Below are 22,457 nucleotides of genomic sequence, written 5' to 3'. Positions count from 1 at the left end.
CAAGGAAGCAGCCCGCATGGTCTCCAATCTCGCACAACTCGCATCGCCATTCAGCTTTGGCTGGCTGCAGCAATTAGACGTAGCCAATGGCGCGATTCAGCGGCTACTGGTGGCGTGTCTGCTAGGCGGCGCTGTAGGTCTCGAACGCGAGCTGCACGGCAAAGCCTCCGGCGTACGCACAAATCTGCTGATTGCCATGGGCTCGGCGTTTTTTACGCTTCTCTCTCCGGTACTGGCCGGTGATATGGGCACAAACAAGGGGCAAGTCGCTTCCAATATTGTGCAGGGCATTGGCTTTCTTGGCGCGGGCGTAATTCTGCACAATCGCAGCCGTGTGAGCGGCCTCACCAGCGCTGCTGCCATCTTTGCTGTAGCTTCGATTGGCATGGCGTGTGGTTCAGGCGAGTATGTGGCAGCGGTGGCTGGCGCTACCCTTGTGATTGTTGCGCTTGAAGTCGTGGGCTTTTTGGAACGGCGCGCCAGCCTTAAGAGTTATTCACTGATTTATGAGGCACGCGGCCTCGATCAAACGCAGATGCTCGAATGCATTCTGGATGCAATGGACAAGGCCGGTGAGCGACTGGCGGACATTCAACAGGATGCGATTGGCACGATGCAGCGCGTGAGCTTTACGCTGTGGACAACGACAAGGAAACACACAAGGCTGCAGCAGCAGCTTGCGGAAGAGCCCGCCATCAGCGCGCTACATACATTCCGCGACCCGGAGGACGATTGATTCCCTATACGAAGGCACATGCCCTCGGCAATGATTTTTTGATTGTGACGGAAGAGGCAGCAGCAGGACACGACTGGGCAGAGTTGACGCGCAGGCTTTGCGAACGCAACACCGGCGTTGGCGCGGATGGCATTGAGTTTTTTGCGTGGATTGAAAGCAAATCCGGTAACAAATCAGGCCGCATTCGCCTGCATAATGCGGATGGTTCAATTGCTGAAATCAGCGGCAACGGCACGCGCTGCGTGGCAGCGTGGATGGCCGAGGCTGTCGGCGCAAAGGCTGGCGATACGCTGGAGATTGAAACCGATGCGGGGTTGCGCATCTGCCATGTGAACGCGGTGGATACAAGCAAGGGCTATGTCGTGGAAGTAACAACCGGCATGGGAGTGCCGAAGTTTCAGCCGCGCATTGTCACGATTCCCGGCGGTGTACAGGTGCCGGGCTTTGAAGTTTCCACGGGCAATCCGCACTTCGTCATCGCTGTAGATAATCCCGAGTTCAATGTGGATGGCCAGAAGTGGCAAAGCATCGGTCAGCAAATATGCGGCCATCCGGATTTTCCGTATCAGACGAATGTAGAGTTTGCGCGCGTCATCAGTCGCAATGAGATTGAGATTCGCATCTTTGAGCGCGGCGTTGGTCCAACCACTTCCTCGGGCACAGGCACATCGGCAACGGCAACGGCAGTCATCGCGCAAGGATTGGCGGATTCGCCGCTGTGTGTCGTTGCTCCGGGCGGACCGCAAACGGTTGTGTGGGCCGCGCAGGATGCGGCGTTGCAGTTGACAGGCCCGGCAACCTTGATTGCCCGCGGCGAGGCTTGGGAAATCTGACGCATGGGAGAAAGCATGACCCCATTTTTGAAACCGGCTCCGGTTCCTCCGGGCGCAAAGATTGGCTTGATTGCGCCGGCGTCTTATCCGCCGCCGAGCCAGATTGAAAGCGGCGCTGCGCGGCTGCGCTCGCTGGGCTATGTGCCGCAGCTTGCTCCTCATGCACAGACGCGTGGACCGTTGTCCTTTGCAGGAACGCCAGAGCAGCGGCTCTCTGATTTGTACAAAGTGTTTATGGACCCGGAGACTGCTGCAGTGATGTGCTTGCGCGGCGGTTACGGTTCAAACTATCTGCTCGACAAGATGGACGTGAATGTTCTGCGCGCGCATCCGAAGGTCTTTATTGGATACAGCGACATCACAGGCATGCAGGTGGTGATGCTGGACAGGATTGGCTTACCGGCATTTCATGGGCCAATGGCTGCGCATGATTTTTCCGGAGCGGACAACGTACATCTACCCAGCTTTCACGCGGCGCTAGCAGGTGAAACATACAGCGTAGGCGCGGCGGAGGGAATGAGGCCGTTGCGTCGCGGCCCAGGAAATGGTGTGGTGCGCGGCACGCTCTATGGAGGCTGCCTCAGCATTCTTGTGGAGATGCTGGGCACGCCCTATGCTCCGCAGACGGAAGGTAAGCTGCTGTTTATTGAAGACGTGCAGACGCCGCCTTACCAGATTGACCGCTTGCTATGGCAGATGCGCCATGCAGGCAAGTTCGCCGGTGTTACGGGCATCATCTTTGGCGAGATGCTGGGATGCGCCGCACCGGGCGAGCAGGAAACCTTAATTAACTCGATGATGAATGCACTGGATGGAATTGATGTGCCGATGGCCTTTGGCCTTCGGTGTGGGCATGTGTCGCATCATGGCGTCACGCTGACCTTGGGTGTGCAGGCAGAGTTGAAAGTGGGCAGCGATGCGCAGTTGAGCTTGCTGGAGCCGGCGGTGCGCCAATGAGCACCAACGCGAAGCACATTCACTTAGTAGGCATCTGCGGCACGGCAATGGCGTCACTCGCTGGATTACTGCAACTGCAAGGCCACCGCATCACGGGTTCTGACGCAGCGGCATATCCGCCAATGAGCGACCTGCTCAACTCGCTCGGCATTCCGGTCATGGAGCCGTATGCGGAAAAGAATCTTGAGCCCAAGCCGGACCTCGTAGTCATTGGCAACGCGCTTTCACGCGGCAATCCGGAAGTGGAAAAAATTCTCGATGAACGCATTCCATTCATCTCCATGGCCGCGCTGCTGAAAGAGGAATTTCTGACCGGCCGCGAATCGCTCGTTATCGCAGGCACGCACGGCAAGACCACAACCACAAGCATGCTTTCGTGGATTTACGAAACAGCAGGCCAGTCTCCGTCGTTCCTCATCGGCGGAGTAGCGGAAAACTTCGGCACCAGCTTTCATCTGCGCCCCACGCGCACCTTCATCGTAGAAGGCGATGAGTACGATACGGCCTTTTGGGACAAAGGCCCGAAGTTTCTGCATTACTTTCCAGACGCGTTAATCCTCACGCACGTTGAGTTCGATCATGCGGATATTTATGCGGATCTTGAAGCCGTCAAGACCGCCTTCAAGCGCCTCGTGAATCTTGTTCCGCGCCGTGGTCGCATTGTTGCATACGATGGCAGTGAAAATGTCTTGGAGTGTGTGTCGAAAGCATTCTGCAAAGTGGAGCGCTACGGCTTCACAGCCAATGCAGACTGGCGCATCCAGAATCTTCGTTACGAAAACGGCGCGATGCACTGGGATGTGTGGAACAACGGCGCGCTGTGGTCCAGCTTTCAGATGAAGCTTGCAGGCGAGCATAATGCGCTCAACGCCACGGCAGCCGCGGCATTAGCAGCAGGGCAGGGAATCAGTGTCGATGCAATCCGCGCCGCGCTGGCAAGCTTTCAGAGCGTCAAGCGCCGCCTTGAAGTTCGCGCCGAGATTGGCGGCGTCACCATCATCGATGACTTTGCGCATCACCCCACGGCCATCCGTGAAACACTGCGCGCCTTGCGCTCTGTGTATCCAAAGTCACGCCTATGGGCTGTGCTTGAGCCGCGCTCCAACACGCTTCGCCGCAAGGTGCTGGAGAACGACCTTATCGAAAGCCTGCGCACGGCAGATCGCGTTGTCCTTGCTGGGGTATATCAGCAGCAGAAGATTCGCGAAACCGAGCGCCTGCATCCCGATGAAGTTGTCGAAGCCTTGAACGCAGCAGGTACACCAGCCGAGTTGTATCAGGACGCCAATGCAATTGTGCAAACGCTTGTGCCGCAGCTTCAATCCGGCGACGTGGTTGCCATCCTGTCGAACGGAGGCTTCGACGGTATTTACGAAAAGCTGCCCGCAGCATTGAAGGAACGGCTTGCTCAAGCCTGACGTGTACGCATGATTGCTTTTTTAACGTTGTTGTTCACAATTGTTGGTCTCGGAGCGCTCGCAGCCATTGCGCTGATTCCGTGGACGCTGATTACAGGCAACGCCAATGCAATGTATCGTGTCGCGCTGTCTATTGTACGTACTGCATTCAGTCTTGCACGCATTCGCGTGGATGTGACTGGCGCAGAAGGTGTGCCGAAGGAAACGGCGTGCATCTTCATGGCGAATCATGTCTCGAACCTTGATCCGCCGGCGTTGCTTCCGCAAATTCCGGGCCGCACGTCGGCGTTTCTCAAGCGTTCGCTGATGAAGATTCCCGTACTTGGCTACGGCTTCAAGCTGGGAGAATTTGTTCCCGTAGACCGCGACGGCAGCGTGGGGAGCGCAAAAGCAGGCGTAGATGCGGCGCGGCTCGTTCTCAAGAAGGGACTTCACATCACCACGTTTGTCGAGGGAACGCGCTCCCGCGATGGCCGTCTTCTGCCGTTCAAAAAAGGGCCGTTCTATCTTGCAATGCAAGCCGGTGCGCCATGCATTCCTGTGTCAATCTACGGAACAGAAGGCATGATGGCCAAAGGCAGCATGAAGGTAACGCCCGGCACGGCGCACATCATCTTTCATCCGCCGATTGATCCCAAGCAGTTTGCAACGCGCGAGGATTTAATGGCCGCAGTGCGCGAAGCAATTGCAAGCGGTCTGCCGGAGTGGATGCGCGGCTAAGTTATCAGTACTGAATCACAGCGTTGTACCCATCGTTCAACAGCCGCTGGCGCATCGACTCCGCATCGCCACGGCTGTTGAAGGGACCAACCTGCACATGCAGCAGATTATCCGTAAGGTCATGATGGACTGACACGGTATAACCGCGTTTGCGCAGCGCGCCCACCAGCACGTCTGCATCATCCGTATGCTCGACGGCGGCAATCTGCACCCGCCAGGAGATAGACGGCTGCGTAGTCACAGCCAGCGCCGGACGGACCGCAGGATTAACCTCAGGCGCTTGCGTCGAAGATACAGCCGTGTCCGCTTTCGGCATAGCGGCGCTGGGTTGAGCCGTAATTGCGGGCGGCGGATCGGCTGTAGGCAGGCTGGGCTCTTTCGGAGTAGTGGCAGCCGTGGAAACCTTGGCAACGGTCACCGGCGCAGATGGAGCTACAGGCTGGGACGCAGATGCAACAGGCGCCGCGGCAGGCTTGGACTGGGCAAGAATCTCGGCTGCTGATGGCCCCGCATCCTTTGCGGAAGCTCCCTTCAGGCCGGGCAGTACAGTGCCGTGGTTGCCAACTTCATATCCTGCAATAAAGCACACGCAGCAGAGCGCCAGCAGTCCCGCTCCCATCACTCCAAGCATAATTGGCCCAAGAATGACTTCTTTTTCGTCGTGCCGTGGCTCTACGGGTTTCCATTTCAACTCAGATCCGGGTTCCATACATTTTATTTAGATGCAAGCCAGCCATTTTCAGACTGCCTCGGGGTTCGTGTTAGTAGATTTTTCCTCCGGAGCCGATGTGCCGGGAACCACATTGGGAACCGCAGGCGTACCTCCCAGCTTATTCAGGATGTTAAGCAGCTCCATAGGCAAGGGAAAGACAATCGTCGTATTCTTTTCTGCGCCAATCTCAGTCAACGTCTGCAAATACCGCAGTTGCAGAGTAACCGGCTGCGAAGCAAGAAGCTGCGCCGCATCCACCAGTTTCTGCGCCGCGTTGAATTCGCCTTCTGCGTGAATAATCTTCGAGCGCTTTTCGCGTTCTGCTTCGGCCTGTTTGGCCATGGCGCGCAGCATCTGCTCCGGCAAATCAACCTGCTTCACTTCAACCGAAATCACCTTTACGCCAAAAGGCTCCGTGCGCTGGTCGATGATGCTCTGAATGCGCAGGTTGAGCCTGTCTCGGTGGCTCAGCAGGTCGTCCAGCTCCACTTCGCCAAGAACAGAGCGCAGCGTCGTTTGCGCAAACTGCGAAGTCTGGTAAACGTAGTTCTGCACCTTGATGGCTGCATCATTCGGGCTGACGACATAAAGCGTCACAACCGCATTCACCTTGATGGTCACGTTGTCGCGGGTAATTACATCCTGCGGAGGAACTTCCAGAACCTCCTGCCGCAGCGAGATGCGAACCATCTGGTCAATTGGCCGGAAGACAAGAATGATGCCGGGCCCCTTCGGTTCCGGCAGCGCATGCCCAAGGCGAAAAATCACGGCACGTTCATAGTCCCGAAGAATCTTGATGGAATTAAACAGATAAAGAGCAACCAGGACAACGATGATAAGTATCGGAAGCGGCAGAATAGTGGTCAACATGAACTGTCTCCTCGCACCAGCACGAATTGTACTATCGCAGCGGATAGCCAATGGTGATTAGTGCGTGCTTAGCGGTGAAACGCGAAGCAGATAGTTATCGTGCCCCGTAACGCGCAACTGTGTGCCTGCAGCAATCTCTTCCTCGGCTTTGGCCAGCCATATCTCGCCTTCAACAAGCACATGGCCCTCGGGAGTAAGCGGCTCCATGGCAGAAGCCGTGCGCCCAATCAGCGCATCCACGCCAAGCCGCGTTTTCATGTGCCGCGCGCGCACTGCCAGTCGTATCAGCACAACAGTAATAAGGCCAACCGCAATGCTGACGCTGAAGGCCACCCATGGATGAATATCAAGCTCCGGGATCGGCGCGGCCACCAGCGTCATCATGCCAAGCGTCAGGCAGACAATGCCTGCAATCGCCAGCGCGCCATGCCCGCCAAACTTCGCTTCCAGAATCAGCAGCACAACCGCTGCAATCAACAGCAGGACGGCAGTGTAGCGAATCGGAAGCAGATTAAACGCGAAGAGCGCCATGAGCACCATTAGCGCTCCCAGCGCTCCCGGAACAATGGTGCCCGGCGTGTTGAACTCCAGATAGATAAGCAGCACGCCGCAAGCCAGCATCAGCAGCGCAACGTTGGGATTCACAAACCAGTCGAGCAGGTTTTCGCGCAGCGTAGGCTGCAGCAACTGGATGCGCGCATGCGTAAGATGCAGCACCTGCTTGCTGCCATCCATGCGCGTAATCTCGTGCTCATCAAGCTTGACAATAAGCTCCGCGTCACTTGTCGCTGTTACATCAATCAGATGCTGCGCAAGCGCTTCTTCCGCAGAGTAGGAGTGCGAGTTCTTCACTGCATCCAGCGCCGCATCCTGGTTGCGGTTGCGCTTGCTCACAAACGAGCGCAGAAATGCCTCGGAGTCATTCTCCACTTTCTGCGTGAGCACAGGGTCAGGCTGCCCAAACTCAAAGACAACATGCGCCGCTCCGGCATTGGTCCCCGGAGCCATCGCTGCCACGTCCGCAGCCTCCAGCAGAAAGAACCCCGCCGAACCCGCACGCGCTCCCGCAGGCGCAACGTAAACGATAACCGGAACCCGCGAAGTGAGAATGGCTCCCGTCATCGCACGCATCGAATCCACAAGCCCGCCCGGCGTATCAAGCTCCACAAGCAAAGCCGCTGCGCCGTCGGTGCTCGCACGCGCAATTGCGCGATTCAACTGGCCAGCCGTAACGGTTTGAACCGTATCGGCAAGCACAAACTTGTCCACAAGGGGCTGGGACTGCGCCGCCGCAAGAGGTGCAAAGGCGAGCAACGCGGCCATCAGATTGCGAATTTTAAGAAACATTCGTGCAGCCATGGCGTCATCCATTATGCGCCAGTTGCGCCAGCACAGGGGTGACAGCAGCTATCGCTGTGCCTGTTTTGCGGCAATGTCACGCAGCAGCGCCCTGGCCGATATATTCCCCGGATCAATCTGCAGCGCCGTGTTCGCATCGCGTGAGGCCTCCAGCACTAGTCCCTGAGAAAGAAATTCGCGGCCATGGGCCACCAATGCTTCGGCATGCTGGCGCGGAGGCAGTGCGGCAAGGCGCGCCGACTCCATCTGGTCTATCACCGTGGCGGCCTGCCGGAAGGCTGCCGCATCAAAGTTACGCGCAATCCGCTCCAGCGGTTCCGAGGGAGTGGCCCCAATGGGCTGTTTCCATGCAGTATTCAGGCTGAGAGCTTCCGTGTCGTTCGGACGCAGCTTGAGATATTGCGTAAGCTCTGCCAAAGCACCGTTGGCGTCGCCATGCCGCTTCAGGCTCACGGCCAGGTTGAAGTGATAGTCCGCAGCTTCAGGATCGGCCGTAACAGCCTGTCGAAAGAGCGCTGTAGCGTCATGCCCCTGCCGGCTGATTGCCACGCCCTGGTTGTTCAGCACCGCTGCCAGCGGCAAAATCTTCGCTACGCCGGTAAAGGCAGTTTCCGCATTGGGATAGTTGCCCGTATAAAGCAGCGAAAGTCCGCGGTAGAAGCCTGCTTCCAGCGCGTCCGGGCTGTCGCCCGTGACCTTGGAGAAGGCATCCGCCGCATGCTCGTAGTCCTGGCTTGCGTAATCCTCGCGGCCAAGAGCCATCCACGCATCAGAAAAGTTCGGATTCAACTTGACGGCAGATTGCAGGTGCGCAAGCCGCTCATTGTGGTCGGGCTCGGCAATGCCGCGAATGTACTGCTCAAAGGCTTCCAGCTTGAGATTGGCTCCGGCGGCAACAAACGTCTCCTCGCCAACCGGGAATGCCGGGTCAAGTTGCTTCGTAAGCTCCCATGCCAGCGTATCAAAGACGGCAATCATCGAGTGCATATCGCCCTGCGCCGTAACCGGCTGGCTCATGCGCAGGTGCGCCACGTCCACGATCTGGGCATGTGCCGTAATTGTCGTTCCGCTGGTCGAGTAGCTGCCCACAATAATCGAATCCGCATCGAGCGTCTGCGCCAGCTTGAGAGAAGTGGCGCGCGAAGGATGAAAGTTCTGCGGAAACCCCAAGTGGTCCAGCGCATAGCGGCGGTCTGCCCGGCGAAGCGGCGTAAAGCCCGCGGAAAGTAAGCGGCTGGTCAACAGCTCCGGCGCAGCCTCACGAATCCACTCCAGGCTCGGCTGATTGGTTCCATTGTCAAAAGGAAGCACCAGCAGAATGCGCCCATGCGCATCGACAGCACCTGGCGCAGACCCCGCCGAAGCAGCCTGCCCAAGCGCCCGCGGCGCGTAAACAAAAGCAGGCAAAAGAGTCAGTCCCGCTACAAGAGCAAGCCGCGCAGCGCGGCGCATGGAAGATGAAGAAAAATAGAACACGTCACGCTCATTGTAGACGGTCATGGGCCTGCTCTGCGCGGGTGTCGAGCCGTGCTTCAAACTGGCGGTTAAAGCGCAGAAGCGCCGCCCACATGCTGCCGTTGCCGCTGTATTGTTTCCAGACAATCGTGCCGCCCAATTGGGTTGCAATCGCCTCGGGAGACATATCGTGGTGCAGGCCAAAGTACTGCTCATCAAGCTGCTGGCTGCGCGCCCCAAGTGTAAAGAGCGAGTTGGCCGGCTCAATCTTCGTGCTGAAAACCAGCGCAGTGGAGTAGTTCTCCGGCGTAGCCGCAGCCCGCGCGATCTGCTGTGCTGAGAAATCCTCAATCGCAAAAACATCAAACGGAGTCTTCACATAACCAAGCTCCGGCTTGCTCAGTTCATCCGTCGCGGGCCATGCCGAAAGCACAGTGGCCCCCGCATAGCGCGCCTGCAACTGCGCAATCGCGCTCTGATGCAAACGAATCATCCGCGCATACGCAAGGTTGTCTTCCGGAGCAAAGCCATAAGGCGGGTCAATGAGGATTCCCGCAACAAACGCCCCCGCCGCCAGCAACGCCAACGCCGGACACCACGCCACGCGGCGGTAAATTGCACTCACCGCCAGCAGCAGCACCAGTGGATACATCGGCAGCAGATACCGGCACAGCAGCGCTCCGCCCAGCACGCTGAAAAACACAGCATTTGCCGCAAGCAAAACAAATATGCGAAGCTCCGCAGCCCTGCTCAATACAACCAGTTCGCGCCCGCCGTTATCGGTTCGCACAGGCAGCAACAAGACTGCCAGTCCCAGCAGCACTGGCACAAACAGATTCATATGTGTCGTCAGGTGCAGCACGCGATGCCCAAAGGCCGCCAGAAAGCGCAGCGGCGAAAAATTCGCTTCCGCGTTGTAGCGCAAAAACTCCGGATTGCCGAAGAAGAACCCCGTGCGCGTGTAATGCCACACGTACCACGCAGCCAGCGGAACCACGCACGCCGCCAGCCAGGCCGCCTCACGCAGCAGCCGCGTCCGCGTAGACGCCTCCACTCGAAACGCATCCCAAACCGCCAGCCCCGCCAGCGTGAGCGGAACAACAATGGAAGTCTCCTTGCACAGCGCCGCAGCCATAAACCACACCGCAGCAACCGGAGCCTTCTGTTCTTTCTCTGAGAGCGAAAAACTCAAACCCCACAGCGTACACGCCGCGGCAAAAATATCCGCATGCGCCAGCGTGCTCTGCGCAAACCAGATGGGATAAAGCCCCGTCAGCGCCACCGTGACAAACGCCACAGGCCCATTGCCGTTCAACCGGCGAACAAGCCGCCACACCGCTAGCAGCGCAAACGCAGCCACAATCAGCACAGCCTGCCGCGTCACCTCTGGCGTAAAGCCGGAAGCCTTCCACCACAGCGCCAGGTAAATGCTCGGCAGCGGCGGATGCGCATTGGTCAGCGTGCTTGTTGGAATCAGTGAGCCGGTGCGAAAGAAATCCCACGCGGCCGGAATATAGTAGCCAGCCTCATCCCAGTAGTAGGGCAGGCGCAGCAGCGTAAAGTGCGTAATGTAGAGCGCCGCAAACAGGACGGGAAAAATCATCCACAGCGGAAATGGCGCATCCCGTCTTGGTTCCAGAATCTGTCTCCAGCGCACGCAACAATCCTCGCAAGCAATGCGGGGAGCTTGCGCTCCCCGTTCTAACTAATTGACGGGGCCCTGCGGAAAACCTTGCGTCTGTGGCTCAAGATTCAGCGTGCCAAAGGCCTGCTCATATTGGGCAAGGTTCTGCCCCAGCACATTCCACAGCGCCTTGGCCTGCTGCGGGCTCAGGTAAACGGCTTGCTGGTTGCGAATCGTTACCTCATCCGGCGCTTCGCTGGAAGCAAGTCCGAAAAAGAGTTGAAAGTCCCAAACGCTAACGCGTACCTGCACGCTATTGGCGTAGGTCTCGCGGTAATCAGGCGCTTGAACAAGGGTAAGCTTAGGCTGTTGCGGAGTACTCATGATGCTTCCAGATTACTAGGGAAGCCTGAGGGGCGTGAACAGATTGCAGAAGAGACAGGAATGTTGCTGCAATCAGCAAAACAGCCAGCCAGCGACCAACGGGAGCCTCACAAAGGCAGCTTGGCGGCCATCAGGCCGCCGTGGCTGCATGCAATGCTGGTGCGGAAGAGGGGACTTGAACCCCTAAGCCTTTCGGCGCTAGCTCCTAAGGCTAGTGTGTTTGCCATTTCACCACTTCCGCACATCTGGCGCCGCTCTTGCTCAATCCATCCAGGAAAGCCAGCGGCGACCACCGGGAGCCCCACAGAGCTACGTGGCGGCCAAAGGCCGCAGTGGCTCCATGCAATGGCTGGCGGAGAGGGTGAGATTCGAACTCACGGAACCCGTAAAGGTTCGGCGGTTTTCAAGACCGCTGCCTTAAACCGCTCGGCCACCTCTCCGTATCTGGGCTAATTTGATTGTACTTGGAATTCCGGTGCGCCGATAGACCTTAATCCCGTATCCTTACCTGCAGACGTATTTGAGCCATATCGAGGCAGGGAACCCGCGAGATGCCCAAAAAATCCAGCCCGGGCAAGAATCCGCCGCCGGGCCAGCGCATCAGCCTGAAAATGCTTGGAGAATATCTCAATCTCTCCCCGGCAACCATCTCGCTGGTCCTCAATAATGCTCCTGGCGTGCGCTCCATTCCGCAGGAAACGCGCAACCGCGTCGTCGAGGCCGCTGCCAAGTTCGACTACCGCCCCAGCTTCTACGCCCGCTCGCTCCGCAAGCGTCAGAGTTTTTCCATCGGCGTCCTCGTTCCCGAGCTGAACGACACATACGCAGGCCAGGTTCTTTCCGGCATGGAAGAGTTCCTCATCGAAGAGGGATATTTTTATCTCACCGCCAGCCACCGTCGCAAACCCGACCTCATCCAGGAGTACCCGCGCCTGCTCATCGAGCGCTCCGTCGAGGGATTCATCTTCATCGACACCGCTCTCGAAGAACCGCTCAATCTGCCCACCGTAGTCGTTGCTGGACATCGCAAAATCGAAGGCATCACCAACGTAGCCCTCGACCAGAAGCGCGCCGCCGAACTCTCCCTGCGTCATCTCTACCAACTCGGCCACCGCAAAATCGCTTTTATGCGCGGCGGCAGCCATAGCTCGGACGCGGACGACCGCTGGGCATGCCTTATGTCCGTCGCAAAGGAGCTGAAAATCCCAGTTCTCCCCGAGCTGTGCGTGAAGCTCGACCTGCTCGTCTCCACGCCGGAGCTAGGCTTTGGCCCAGCCAACGAACTCCTCTCCCGCGGCGGCGACTTCACCGCCCTCATTGCGTACAACGACATCGCCGCCATCGGCGCCATCCGCGCCTTCATGAATCATGGACTGCGTGTGCCGGAAGATATTTCGGTCGTTGGCTTCGACGATATTCAGTCCGCGGTTTTTTACAACCCCAGCCTCACCACCATCCGCCAGCCCCTGCAACAGATGGGCTCCGCAGCCGCACGCATTCTGCTGCAGCGCATTCGCGGCCAGGCCACATTCCCTGATGTCGTGTCTATCCACCCCGAACTAATCATTCGCGAGTCCACCTGTCCGCCCAGCCCCAAGCGCCTCCGCAGCGCCAAGCGAAGCTAGACCCGCATGCAATCCCGCAAGGCAACGCTCCCGGTTCTGCACGCTGCATTCGCGCTCACAGGCGTAGCCCACGCCATCGGCGGAGCGCTTCTTCCCGCGTTAGCCGCATCGCTCGGCCTCACAGACAGCCGCTCCGGAACGCTCTTTCTCTGCTATTTCCTCGGCACGTCCTTCGGCGCATTATTTGTAACCCGCTGCGTGCGTTCCATGGCAATCGGCTTCGTCATCATCACCGTTGCAGCCCTCGGCATCTCCAACGGCCATCTCTCGCTGCTGCCAGCCTTGTTCCTGCTCCTCGGCATCGGAGTAGGCATGCCCATGACGGCCACTAGCATCTACGCGGGCCGTATATTTGCTGACCGCAGCGCTGCTCCGCTCACGCTGCTCAACTTCACATGGAGCGCCGGTGCTCTACTCGCGCCACTCTTTGCCTCGCGCATTCTCGTCGCGCAATCCTGGCGCACAGCCTATGGACTCCTTGCCATCGCCGCAACCATCATCGCCGCAACATGCGCACTGGTGTTGCAGGAACCAACACAAGCGCAGCCACAAGCCGCAACGCAGCAGGAAAAAGCAATCGCAGCACGCTACACCGTAATCGCCCTCTTCGCTTTTCTTACTTTCCTTGAAGTAGGCATAGAGAACACCACATCCACATGGCTCGCCTCTTACGCCATGCGCATCGCCGGTGTCGGAGCAGCCAAAGCAGCAGCCTTCTCGTCTCTCTACTGGGGGGGATTCCTCGCCTCCCGCGGCCTCGCATCGCTTGTGCTTCTGCGTATACCGCCCATGCGCGTTCTCATCGCATCCATAGCAGCAGCCCTACTAGCCGCAGTACTTCTTGTCAGCAACGCAGCTGCAGCACCCATCGCCATGGCCGCGCTCGGCTTGATGCTCGCGCCCATCTTCCCGCTCCTGCTCTCGCACTTTTTTGCCCGTACAACGCACATCTCCGACTCCCGCTGGGTACTCGCCATCTGCGGCTTCGGCGGCTCAGTCCTCCCGTGGCTCACCGGCTTCATCTCTTCCCGCACAAACAGCTTGCGGCTGGGACTATGGATAGTCCCAGCCGCACTGTTGCTGATGATCGCCATGCTGCCGCTTATGCAGCAAAGAAATCAGCCAACGCAATAGTCTCTCAGGATGCTGTACCCTGCACCCTGTCCCCTGCCTTTAAGGCATCACCAGCACTTCCACCCCGCTGGCTGCATCCTTCTGCCGATAAACCGATTCCGTAGCTTTTACAAACTCTTCCGGCTTCGCGTGCGGAATATCCGTAAACGTCTGCGGATTGCGGTCCGTCAGCGGGAACCACGAGCTCTGCACCTGCACCATGATGCGATGCCCGCGCCGGAAGGTATGAAACAGGTCCGGCATCGTGAAGTTCACCTCGGTCATCTTGCCCGGCACCAGTGCCTCCGGCTTCTCCCAGCTATTGCGAAACTTTGCCCGCATTGGCTCGCCGCGCAACATCTCCTGGTATCCACCCATATGCAGCGGCGGAGTATCCACAACGCGCTTGCCCTTGGGCTCATCTTCATAATCCGGCGCATTGTCGGGATACACATCAATCAGCTTCACCACAAAATCTGAGTCCGTCCCCGTGCTGGCAATCTTCAGCTTCGGAGAAATCGGCCCCGCAATCGTAACGTCTTCTTCCAGCGGTTCTGTCTGGTAAACCAGCACGTCAGGCCGATAGCTGGCAAAGCGCTGGTCGTCCACCATGTACCGCTGCGGAAACGTATCGGTGGTGTACCCCACAAACGGCACCGGATGATTTGGATCGCTCACATACTCATCCACGCCCTTCGCATCTACGGGAGCATCAAAGCTAAGTTTCCCGCCCGCATGAAAGTAGAGCGTCTTGGCCTTCGCAGCCTTCGGAGGCCACGCATCAAAGCTGCGCCAAACATTCGTGCCCGTCTCAAACACAACAGCCTTCGGCTGCGCGCCCTCGCCCTTGCCTTTCAGATAGTGCTCAAAGAACGGGAACTGAACATGCTCGCGAAAATATTCACTCGTCTTCGCGTTGAACTGAATATCACCAAGATGCGCGCCATCGCCGCGCGCCCATCCGCCATGCACCCACGGCCCCTCTACAAGCGTGCTCGGAGTCTCCGGGTTGAACTTGTTAATCGCATAGAAAGTCTTATACGGTCCGCTCAAATCTTCCGCGTCATACCAGCCGCCAACCACCAGCACCGCGCACTTCACATTCTTCATGTGCCGGGAAAGGTCACGCGCCTGCCAGTAGCTGTCGTAGGTATCGTGCTGATACTGGTCGTTGTATAGAGGGTTCGTGCCCTTCATGTACTTCGCTTCCATGTCGGCCAGGTTACCCGCATTCAGATACCACTTGTAGTGGTCCGGCGTGCCAAAGTCGAAGTCCGAACGCTTTGCATGTTCCGGCTCTTCGGGGTTGTGATTAGGCAGAAAGAAAACATAAAACCCAAAGTTCGCCTCCAGCATGAACGCGCCGCCATGGTAGCTGTCATCGCCTTTGAAGAGGTCCGTCATCGGAGCCTGCGGGCTGGCCGCAACCAGCGCCGGGTGCGAGTCAATAATCGACGACGAGGTATAGAACCCCGGATAAGAGATCCCCCAGATGCCAACCTTCCCGTTGTTATTCGGGACATTCTTCAACAGATACTCAATCGTGTCGTACGTGTCCGAGGCATCATCCACATCCTGCGGCCCCTTCTTGTCATCAATGTGCGGAGTCATCTCGTGGAACACGCCTTCGCTCATCCACCGCCCGCGCACATCCTGATAAACAAAGATGTAGCCGCCCTTCTCAAACTCATCGGAAGGCCCAAGATGCGAGGGATACTGGTCCTCGCCATACGGCCCAACGCTATACGGCGTGCGGTCCATCAAAAACGGATATGGCCCCGCATCCTTCTCAAACGCGCCAGTCTTCGGCACATAAACAGCAGTAAAAAGCCGCTTGCCATCGCGCATAGGGATGCGGAACTCATATTTGGTGTAATGCGACTTAACGAAGTTGTCAGCGGCAGACTGTGCGGAAAGAATGGGCAGCGAAAGGAAACAAATTGCCGCAACAGCAAGCAAACGGCAGAGAAGTCTGTGCATGGAAGTCTGGATTCTCCTTGAGAGATACAGACTAAAGCACAAAGGCAGGGAACAGCATCGGATGCAGTTCCACAAATCTTGCGTATCCCCGTCGCAGCAACCAAAAGGCAAACAAAAAGCAGGAAGCGCATAGCGCTTCCTGCCTTCACACAGCCAACGTCCATCTACTCGTTAGTTTTCTTTCTTCGCGTCGGCTACCTTCTCAGGCGTAGTCAGCGGCTTGGTAATGTCATCGAGATAAGCAGGCGTACCCTCCACGCGCTCCAGCACCGGATACCGCTCGCCATCATGGTAGTCAATCTCGAAGCTGTTCACCCAGCTCTCCGACTGGACAATCAGCTTGATAGGCTCGGTCGTTCCCTTGGCATCGCGAACCGCCTCCACAAGATGCTCCGGCGAAAAGACGCGTCCATCCACCGCCAGGATTTTGTACCCCGGAGCAAGCCGCGCCTTATCGGCAGGCCCATTCCAGCGAACATCCGCAATGGACCCATCCGGCCCAAGCCGCAGCCCAAGCGAGTACCAGACATCCACACCGCCGCCGCGCCGTGAAGAGGCAACCATGCGCGCTGAGGCATTCGGCTTGTCCTTGAAGACAAGCTTGTATCCGCCGCGCTCAATGCCTTCCACATCGGCACGCGGATTCACGCGGTCCACGCGGTCATGCAGAAACTTCGCCCAGTCATAAGCAACCACTTGATTCAGGTCTGTCACCAGCTCGTCAAAGTTGTAAGGCACAATCTGCGGCCCGGTGTTTCCACCCTTCGCAAGGAAGATTTTTTCAAAGTCATCCAGCGACTTCTTGTTATCCGTCAGCTTGCGAATCAGCGTGTCCGCATCCAGCCAAAGCAGCTCACCTTCCTGGTAATAATCCTGCCCGCGCTTCCAGTTGCTCCATGCAGGGTTGCCACCACGCAGAATGCTTGCGGCAATCGCGGTGTCACCCGTCGAGCGCCACTCGCGCCCCGGCTTGTAATCAAGGCTCGCCGCACTTGCGGCCAGAATGTCGCGATACTGCGCCTGCGACTTCAACCCCGAACGCGCCGCCAACACGTTGCCCAGATACTGCGTCATGCCCTCGTAAACCCAAAGCAGAGCGCCCTGCTGCATCGTCGCAAAGTCAGGCTCATAAAGCCCAACCGGCCTGCGGTACTTGCCATTCCATGAATGCGTAAACTCATGTGCCAGCAAATCCGACTCGGCAAGCTGGTGCGCATCATCCGCAAAGCCCTTCTCGCCCACACCGTTGTCGCTCGACTGCCCATGCTCCAGCCCTTCGCCGCCCGCAACGTCTGAAAGCGTCAGCAAAAAGTGGTAGACGTTGTAGTGGTGTGACCCATACTCCGCGTCGGCCTCGCGAACAAGGTTCGCAACCTCAGCCAGCGTGGAAGGCCGCATCTTCGAGTCTTCCGGCTCATCCGAAACCACGTCCAGGTAATGCTTCGGAGAAATCGTCGGAGCCAGCGCAAACTCATGGAAGTACTGCCCCGCAATAATCGGCGAATCCTCAAGCTGTTCCACGTTCGTCACGGCAAACTTCGTCGTCGAACCCGAAGCGGGCACCGGCCAGCTAGCCGCGCCCTCCGGCTGCAGTGCCGTTCCCACGCCCCATCCCGCCGGAACCTTCAGTGAAGGCTGAATCGGAATCTCGCGCACCGGGGTCTTCGCCGGATACAGCAGCAGCTTCTCCCACTCCAGCACAGCCATCTTCTGCGTCACGCGTCCCAGCACAATGCAGTCCAGGTGCGCGTGCAGCGTCGTCGCGCCCTTGGGAACATTCACATGAAACTGGTAAAGGTCCACATCGTCGCGCCGCCACTCAACGGGCTTGCCGTTTACGGTAAAAACCACGCCGGTAATATCGTCCACCGGCCCCGTCGGGCGATGATTGCCCGGAATCCACTGCGGCGTCGTCAACGTCACAGGGCCCTCTGTAACCGGAATGTCAACTTCGGCATGGTAGAGCTTGCGCGGAGCGTCAGTTAAGTCAGCGGTAATCTGAATCGGCGCCTTTTGCGCCGCGGCGGAAAGCGATACCAGGCCGCATAGAACCATGGCAGGGAAGCGAAACTTCAGCATGAATACTCCTGTTACGACAGGGTAAAGCATTCGATTGGCATATCTTCCCCGTCCCGCACGTCAGGGGCCTTTTCCGGCGCTTTTTGCAATTCTCCACAATTTCCTGACAATTTCGATCCCCATCAATGGGTATAATGAACGCATAAAGGCTGGGAATATCAGCGCTTTGCGATGACCGCCGCAGCCACAATTTACGTGAAAGCGTGCGAGACGGTTGTCTGTTTCTCTTCTTTCATGGCGCATTCAAGCCATGAGCCCGTCGCGGATGAAGTCTTTCCCGCGTGCTTTATTCAAATTTCGTTGACACAATTTCTGACCTCGTAGCGGTAAAAAATTGGGACACGGCACGCATCGTTCCCGTACTTCCTTCGATGCGCGTGAATCTTTGTCTCAGTGTCACTGCTGCTTGTTACGTAAGCTGTATCAACCTTCTGGAGAGCCAAAAATTATGATTCCACAACCTACAACGAGCAAGCGGGTAACATATCTGCTCGCCGTTTTTGCAATGCTCCTGCTCTGTAGTCCATTTGCGCTTAGGGCTCAGACCACCGGCGCCGGAACCGTTACCGGAACTGTTACTGACCCCAACGGCGCGGTCGTTCCCAACGTCCCGGTCACCATTGTGAATACGGACACAGGCGTCACGCACGTTTACAACAGCAACTCGAGCGGCCTTTACGTTGCGCCCTTCCTCCAGCCCGGCCACTACAAGGTTTCGGCGACTGCTTCCGGCTTCAGCCCCATCGAGGCATCGAACCTTACGCTGCAGGTCGGCCAGACGCTCACCATCGATCTCGCGCTGCCCCTGCAGTCTGCTTCTTCCACCGTGGAAGTCACCAGCGCGGCTCCGCTCATCGACGTGGACAAGACCGACGTCTCACAGGTTGTCAGCCAGCAGGTTATTCAAAACCTGCCCGTCAACGGACGCAACTGGAGCGACTTTGTTCTTCTCACGCCCAACGTTGTGCAGGACGGCGGCAGCGGCATGGTTGCTTTCCACGGCATCAGCGGCCTCTACAACCAGAACTACGTAGACGGCGCCAACAACAACCAGATGCTCTTTTCGGAAGCGCGTGGCCGTTCTTCGGGCGCTCCCTTCGTTTACTCGCTCGACTCCATCAAGGAATTCTCTGCGCAGGCTTCCAACTACTCGGCTGAATTCGGCCAGGCCGCTGGCGGTCAGGTCAACGCCATCACCAAGAACGGTACCAACCAGTTCCATGGCGACCTCTTCTACTACCTGCGTTATCCCGCGCTCAACGCGCTCGACCCCATCACCAAGTTCAACGCGCTCAGCAACCCCACCAGCCCTGCTTCGGCCTTCCTGCTCACGCAGCCTGTACACCAGCAGCAGGAGTTCGGCGGCAGCGTAGGCGGTCCGTTCCTTAAGGACAAGCTCTTCTTCTTCCTCACGTCCGACAACTTCCGCCGCGTAGGCAACGCGCTTTACTACGAAACGAACAACGTTTCGCTCACGCCCGCAGGTACGGCGAATTCCACCACCATCGTCACGCCCACGCAGTGCCCGGCCACCATCACGCAGGCGCAGTGCACCGCCGGCATTCAGTTCCTTCTCGATCTGCAGGGCGCGCCGCGCCGCTTCGCCAAGGAGACGCTGGTCTTCCCGCGCGTGGACTACCAGATCAACCAGAAGAACCTGGTCTACGCCAACTTTAATTGGGCTAACTTTGACCAGACCTACGGCTACTCGCCCAACCCGACCTACTCCAACACTTCGGCCAGCACCAACGCGCCCACTAGCTATCACGAGCGCTTCCTTATCGCGCACTGGACCTCCACGCTGACCAACTCCGCGGTCAACGACCTCCGCTTCCAGTGGGGCCGCGACCTCGAAACCGCCGGAGCCAACTCCCCCGGTCCCAGCATCAGTATGGGCGCGGAAACCTACGGCATGCCCAACGCTCTGCCGCGTATCGCTGAGCCTGACGAGCACCGCTTCCAGATTACCGACGTCTTCGACAAGGTCATCAACCGCCACACGCTCAAGTTCGGCGGCGATGCCAACATCGTTCACGAAGTCATGATTAACCTCTACCAGGGCGGCGGTCTCTACAGCTACTCCGGCAACGTCACGCAGCAGTTCCAGAACTGGGTTGTCGATGCCTTTGCCGGACAGTCCGGTGACACCGACCCCTTCGCAGGCTCGCACTACAACAGCTTTGTGCAGACTGTTGACCTGCAGAACCCCACCACCGGAGGCAAGGCCGGCGCTGACGATTTCTGGATGAAGATGTACGACTTCTTCGCGGAAGACACCTGGAAGATTTCGCGCAACGTTACGCTGAACCTCGGCGTGCGTTACGACCTCCAGCTCACGCCCGACCCCGCCATCCCCAACACCAGCACGGCGCTCGCGGCTGAGTACAACAAGACCATCAAGAACGTCACCGACCGCGTGCAACCCCGCGTGGGCGTTTCGTGGAACCCCTACAAGGACACGGTCGTTCGCGCCGGCTACGGCATCTTTACCGGACTCAACCAGGGCTCCACGTACTATGCCATGCGCGTAGAAAACGGCGAGTACCAGATCAACTACAACTACAACGGCTGCAATGCCACTTGCACTGCCGCAGCCGCGCTGACTTTCCCCAACGTGCCTTACCTGCCCACCGGCCCATCGCTCAGCGGAGCACTTTATCCCACTGGCGGCGCGGCGCCCACGGTTACGGCGGTTACGGTTCCGGGCAGCGCCGGTTTCCACGGCCTCTCGCCGGACTTCGTTCCTCCCATCACGCATGAGTTTGACTTCAGCGTCGAGCAGGCTCTGCCCGGCAAGTTCACCCTGCAGGTGGGCTATCTCGGCACCCGCGCCCTGCGCCTCCCGGTCTTCCTCGATGCCAACCTCGTTGGCAAAACGCCCAGCGGCGTGCGCTCCTACCTCGTTACAGATACCAAGGGCAACCAGCAGCTCCTCACCGTGCCCTACTACCTGGCTACGGACCGCGTGGACCAGACGCTTACCTCGCTCAACGCGGGCTTCAGCGTCGCCAACACGTGGTATCACTCCATGGCCGTCACCATCCGTCGTCCCTTCAGCCACGGCTTCGAGCTGCTCGTCAATCACACATGGTCCAAGGCACTCGACTCCGATCAGGTCGCCGGAACCTACGGCACCTTCTATGGTGGCAACCCGGTTCTCGACCCCAACAACGTCAAGGGCGAATACGGGCGCTCGGACCTCGATGTCCGTCACCGCTTTGTCGGAACCCTGCTCTGGAAGCCCGCCTTCTACGAGTCCAATCCCTTCGTGCGTCACAGCATCGACGGCTTCACCTTCTCCGGAACCTACACGGCAGCTACCGGCCAGCCCATCGTAGCCAGCATGAACACGCCCGCCTCGATTCTCGCCAGCACGCCCAAGGCCGCCGACGGCAACATCTACGGCGGTGCCATGAGCTCCGGCTCCGGCGCGGCTACCACTGGCCGTCCGCCGCAAATCCAGCGCAACAGCCTTCCCGGCCCCGGAATCCGTAACGTGGACTTCCGCATAACCCGTGAAGTGCCCATCCACGAGCAGATTCACCTGGAGTTCATCGGGGAGGCATTCAACCTCTTCAATCACAGCATCATCTCCAGCGTGAACAGCACGTACTCCACCCTGAGCTACGGCGGCACGGCAACCTGCCCCACGCAGGCAGTTCCCTCCGGCTCGCAGTTCGGCGGCTGCATCACGCCTTACGTCAGCAGCACAGCTTCTGGCGCCTTCGGCCTGCCCACCGGCAGCAACAGCCTGATCTATGGCCCCCGCCAGCTTCAGGTCTCTGCCAAGCTGTTCTTCTAACCAAACATCAATCCAACAAAAGACGGCAGCCGAGGCTGCCGTCTTTCTTTTTCATCGCCCCAATCAAGCCGGGTGCTGCATAGTTCTTCCTACCGAAACTCTCCCACGAACCAGCTAGCTCCTAACGAAGAATCCCCCATCTTTACGCCCTCCCTATGGCTTCTTCATCCCCCGCTTGTTACAAGCGAATGAACAGGCAAGCCTGAATCCGTAGTGAAGGAACAACCAACCCTACATGAGCGCCGGTTCGACCACCGAGCTTGAAAGCCTTTTCGGGGACTATCCTCTCGACCATGCATTCGATGAAATGCGCGAGCCGAAAGGCGACATTCGCAAGCACTACTGCGCACTGGCCGAAACCATCGCCAAGCTGCCGCACGACGAGCTCCAGCGCCGCAAGCAATCCGCAGACATTTCCTTCCTCACCCAGGGCATCACCTTCACGGTCTATGGTCGCGATGAAGGCACCGAGCGCATCTTCCCCTATGACCTGCTCCCGCGCCTCATCCGCGCCAGCGAGTGGGAACTCATTGAGCGCGGCCTCACTCAGCGCATCACCGCTCTCAATCTCTTCCTTCGCGACATCTACTCGGAAGCCCGCATCCTCAACGAGCGCGTAGTCCCGCAGGAGCTGGTCTATAGCTGCAAGCAGTTCCGCCGCCAGATGCGCGGCCTTCAGGTTCCGCGCAACGTTTACATCGCCGTCATCGGCTCGGACCTGCTGCGCCTCAACACCGGCGAATTCGTAGTCCTCGAAGACAACCTGCGCGTTCCCTCCGGCGTAAGCTAC

The 22,457-nt window shown here is 58.3% G+C and carries 17 protein-coding genes and 2 tRNA genes; 9 read left to right on the top strand and 10 right to left on the bottom strand.

Features of this window, described 5'->3' with window-relative positions:
- Positions 1 to 16: 16 nt before the first annotated feature.
- The 5 genes from AC5S3R_RS07245 to AC5S3R_RS07225 are packed head-to-tail and all read left to right on the top strand — an operon-like array spanning position 17 to position 4,664.
- The gene (locus AC5S3R_RS07245; RefSeq protein WP_494266349.1) at positions 17 to 736 is read left to right on the top strand and encodes an MgtC/SapB family protein; all 720 of its coding nucleotides are present in this window, start codon (positions 17 to 19) and stop codon (positions 734 to 736) included.
- The gene (dapF, locus tag AC5S3R_RS07240) at positions 733 to 1,569 is read left to right on the top strand and encodes a diaminopimelate epimerase (RefSeq protein WP_494266348.1); all 837 of its coding nucleotides are present in this window, start codon (positions 733 to 735) and stop codon (positions 1,567 to 1,569) included. Before AC5S3R_RS07245 ends, dapF begins: the two co-directional genes overlap by 4 nt.
- Positions 1,570 to 1,584: 15 nt before the next feature.
- Positions 1,585 to 2,526, top strand: a complete 942-nt coding sequence (locus AC5S3R_RS07235; protein WP_494266347.1) for a S66 peptidase family protein — start codon at positions 1,585 to 1,587, stop codon at positions 2,524 to 2,526.
- Positions 2,523 to 3,944, top strand: a complete 1,422-nt coding sequence (mpl, locus tag AC5S3R_RS07230; protein WP_494266346.1) for a UDP-N-acetylmuramate:L-alanyl-gamma-D-glutamyl-meso-diaminopimelate ligase — start codon at positions 2,523 to 2,525, stop codon at positions 3,942 to 3,944. Before AC5S3R_RS07235 ends, mpl begins: the two co-directional genes overlap by 4 nt.
- 9 nt (positions 3,945 to 3,953) lie before the next feature.
- Positions 3,954 to 4,664 (top strand): lysophospholipid acyltransferase family protein, encoded by a 711-nt coding sequence (locus AC5S3R_RS07225; RefSeq protein WP_494266345.1) that lies wholly within the window; start codon positions 3,954 to 3,956, stop codon positions 4,662 to 4,664.
- Positions 4,665 to 4,668: 4 nt separating this feature from the next.
- On the opposite strand, the gene AC5S3R_RS07220 is transcribed toward AC5S3R_RS07225, so the two are convergent.
- From AC5S3R_RS07220 to AC5S3R_RS07185, 8 genes are all read right to left on the bottom strand, one after another.
- A complete protein-coding gene (locus AC5S3R_RS07220; RefSeq protein WP_494266344.1) occupies positions 4,669 to 5,355 on the bottom strand; it encodes an SPOR domain-containing protein in 687 nt (228 codons plus the stop codon).
- 48 nt (positions 5,356 to 5,403) lie between these two features.
- Positions 5,404 to 6,246, bottom strand: coding sequence for a slipin family protein (locus AC5S3R_RS07215; protein ID WP_494266343.1), 843 nt, complete (start codon positions 6,244 to 6,246; stop codon positions 5,404 to 5,406).
- A 57-nt stretch (positions 6,247 to 6,303) separates the two neighbouring features.
- Positions 6,304 to 7,605: an NfeD family protein gene (locus tag AC5S3R_RS07210; protein ID WP_494266342.1), complete on the bottom strand. Its 1,302-nt coding sequence runs from the start codon at positions 7,603 to 7,605 to the stop codon at positions 6,304 to 6,306.
- Between the two features lie 48 nt (positions 7,606 to 7,653).
- Positions 7,654 to 9,105, bottom strand: coding sequence for a tetratricopeptide repeat protein (locus AC5S3R_RS07205; protein ID WP_494266341.1), 1,452 nt, complete (start codon positions 9,103 to 9,105; stop codon positions 7,654 to 7,656).
- Positions 9,089 to 10,717 (bottom strand): ArnT family glycosyltransferase, encoded by a 1,629-nt coding sequence (locus AC5S3R_RS07200; RefSeq protein WP_494266340.1) that lies wholly within the window; start codon positions 10,715 to 10,717, stop codon positions 9,089 to 9,091. The genes AC5S3R_RS07205 and AC5S3R_RS07200 overlap by 17 nt, the downstream gene beginning before the upstream one ends.
- Positions 10,718 to 10,765: 48 nt before the next feature.
- The gene (locus tag AC5S3R_RS07195; protein WP_494266339.1) at positions 10,766 to 11,068 is read right to left on the bottom strand and encodes a DUF3467 domain-containing protein; all 303 of its coding nucleotides are present in this window, start codon (positions 11,066 to 11,068) and stop codon (positions 10,766 to 10,768) included.
- 157 nt (positions 11,069 to 11,225) lie between these two features.
- Positions 11,226 to 11,309: transfer RNA gene (locus AC5S3R_RS07190), tRNA-Leu, on the bottom strand.
- Between the two features lie 109 nt (positions 11,310 to 11,418).
- Positions 11,419 to 11,508: transfer RNA gene (locus AC5S3R_RS07185), tRNA-Ser, on the bottom strand.
- Between the two features lie 111 nt (positions 11,509 to 11,619).
- Here AC5S3R_RS07185 and AC5S3R_RS07180 point away from each other — a divergent pair.
- On the top strand, positions 11,620 to 12,693 hold the full coding sequence (locus AC5S3R_RS07180) for a LacI family DNA-binding transcriptional regulator (RefSeq protein ID WP_494266338.1): 1,074 nt from the start codon (positions 11,620 to 11,622) through the stop codon (positions 12,691 to 12,693).
- Between the two features lie 6 nt (positions 12,694 to 12,699).
- Positions 12,700 to 13,827, top strand: coding sequence for an MFS transporter (locus AC5S3R_RS07175; RefSeq protein ID WP_494266337.1), 1,128 nt, complete (start codon positions 12,700 to 12,702; stop codon positions 13,825 to 13,827).
- A 39-nt stretch (positions 13,828 to 13,866) separates the two neighbouring features.
- Here AC5S3R_RS07175 and AC5S3R_RS07170 read toward each other — a convergent pair whose 3' ends face one another.
- Together AC5S3R_RS07170 and AC5S3R_RS07165 are read right to left on the bottom strand one after the other, a co-directional pair.
- Positions 13,867 to 15,786 carry a CocE/NonD family hydrolase gene (locus tag AC5S3R_RS07170; protein WP_494266336.1) on the bottom strand — a complete coding sequence of 640 codons (1,920 nt, stop codon included), beginning with the start codon at positions 15,784 to 15,786 and terminating at the stop codon, positions 13,867 to 13,869.
- 171 nt (positions 15,787 to 15,957) lie between these two features.
- Positions 15,958 to 17,865: a M61 family metallopeptidase gene (locus tag AC5S3R_RS07165; RefSeq protein ID WP_494266335.1), complete on the bottom strand. Its 1,908-nt coding sequence runs from the start codon at positions 17,863 to 17,865 to the stop codon at positions 15,958 to 15,960.
- 448 nt (positions 17,866 to 18,313) lie between these two features.
- Here AC5S3R_RS07165 and AC5S3R_RS07160 point away from each other — a divergent pair, with 448 nt between their 5' ends.
- Both AC5S3R_RS07160 and AC5S3R_RS07155 read left to right on the top strand, forming a co-directional pair.
- Positions 18,314 to 21,667, top strand: a complete 3,354-nt coding sequence (locus AC5S3R_RS07160) for a TonB-dependent receptor (protein WP_494266334.1) — start codon at positions 18,314 to 18,316, stop codon at positions 21,665 to 21,667.
- 235 nt (positions 21,668 to 21,902) lie between these two features.
- A partial coding sequence (locus AC5S3R_RS07155) for a circularly permuted type 2 ATP-grasp protein (RefSeq protein ID WP_494266333.1) occupies positions 21,903 to 22,457 on the top strand: 555 nt, incomplete at its 3' end.

The organism is Occallatibacter sp. FHG110214_02 (assembly GCF_059115385.1).
This window is presented reverse-complemented; position numbering and strand designations above follow the sequence as displayed.

Coding starts and splice junctions, on each gene's coding strand:
- AC5S3R_RS07245 (WP_494266349.1), top strand. CDS start 17: ATGGTCTCCAATCTCGCACAACTCGCATCGCCATTCAGCTTTGGCTGG.
- AC5S3R_RS07235 (WP_494266347.1), top strand. CDS start 1,585: ATGACCCCATTTTTGAAACCGGCTCCGGTTCCTCCGGGCGCAAAGATT.
- mpl (WP_494266346.1), top strand. CDS start 2,523: ATGAGCACCAACGCGAAGCACATTCACTTAGTAGGCATCTGCGGCACG.
- AC5S3R_RS07225 (WP_494266345.1), top strand. CDS start 3,954: ATGATTGCTTTTTTAACGTTGTTGTTCACAATTGTTGGTCTCGGAGCG.
- AC5S3R_RS07215 (WP_494266343.1), bottom strand. CDS start 6,246: ATGTTGACCACTATTCTGCCGCTTCCGATACTTATCATCGTTGTCCTG.
- AC5S3R_RS07210 (WP_494266342.1), bottom strand. CDS start 7,605: ATGGCTGCACGAATGTTTCTTAAAATTCGCAATCTGATGGCCGCGTTG.
- AC5S3R_RS07205 (WP_494266341.1), bottom strand. CDS start 9,105: ATGACCGTCTACAATGAGCGTGACGTGTTCTATTTTTCTTCATCTTCC.
- AC5S3R_RS07195 (WP_494266339.1), bottom strand. CDS start 11,068: ATGAGTACTCCGCAACAGCCTAAGCTTACCCTTGTTCAAGCGCCTGAT.
- AC5S3R_RS07180 (WP_494266338.1), top strand. CDS start 11,620: ATGCCCAAAAAATCCAGCCCGGGCAAGAATCCGCCGCCGGGCCAGCGC.
- AC5S3R_RS07175 (WP_494266337.1), top strand. CDS start 12,700: ATGCAATCCCGCAAGGCAACGCTCCCGGTTCTGCACGCTGCATTCGCG.
- AC5S3R_RS07170 (WP_494266336.1), bottom strand. CDS start 15,786: ATGCACAGACTTCTCTGCCGTTTGCTTGCTGTTGCGGCAATTTGTTTC.
- AC5S3R_RS07165 (WP_494266335.1), bottom strand. CDS start 17,865: ATGCTGAAGTTTCGCTTCCCTGCCATGGTTCTATGCGGCCTGGTATCG.
- AC5S3R_RS07160 (WP_494266334.1), top strand. CDS start 18,314: ATGATTCCACAACCTACAACGAGCAAGCGGGTAACATATCTGCTCGCC.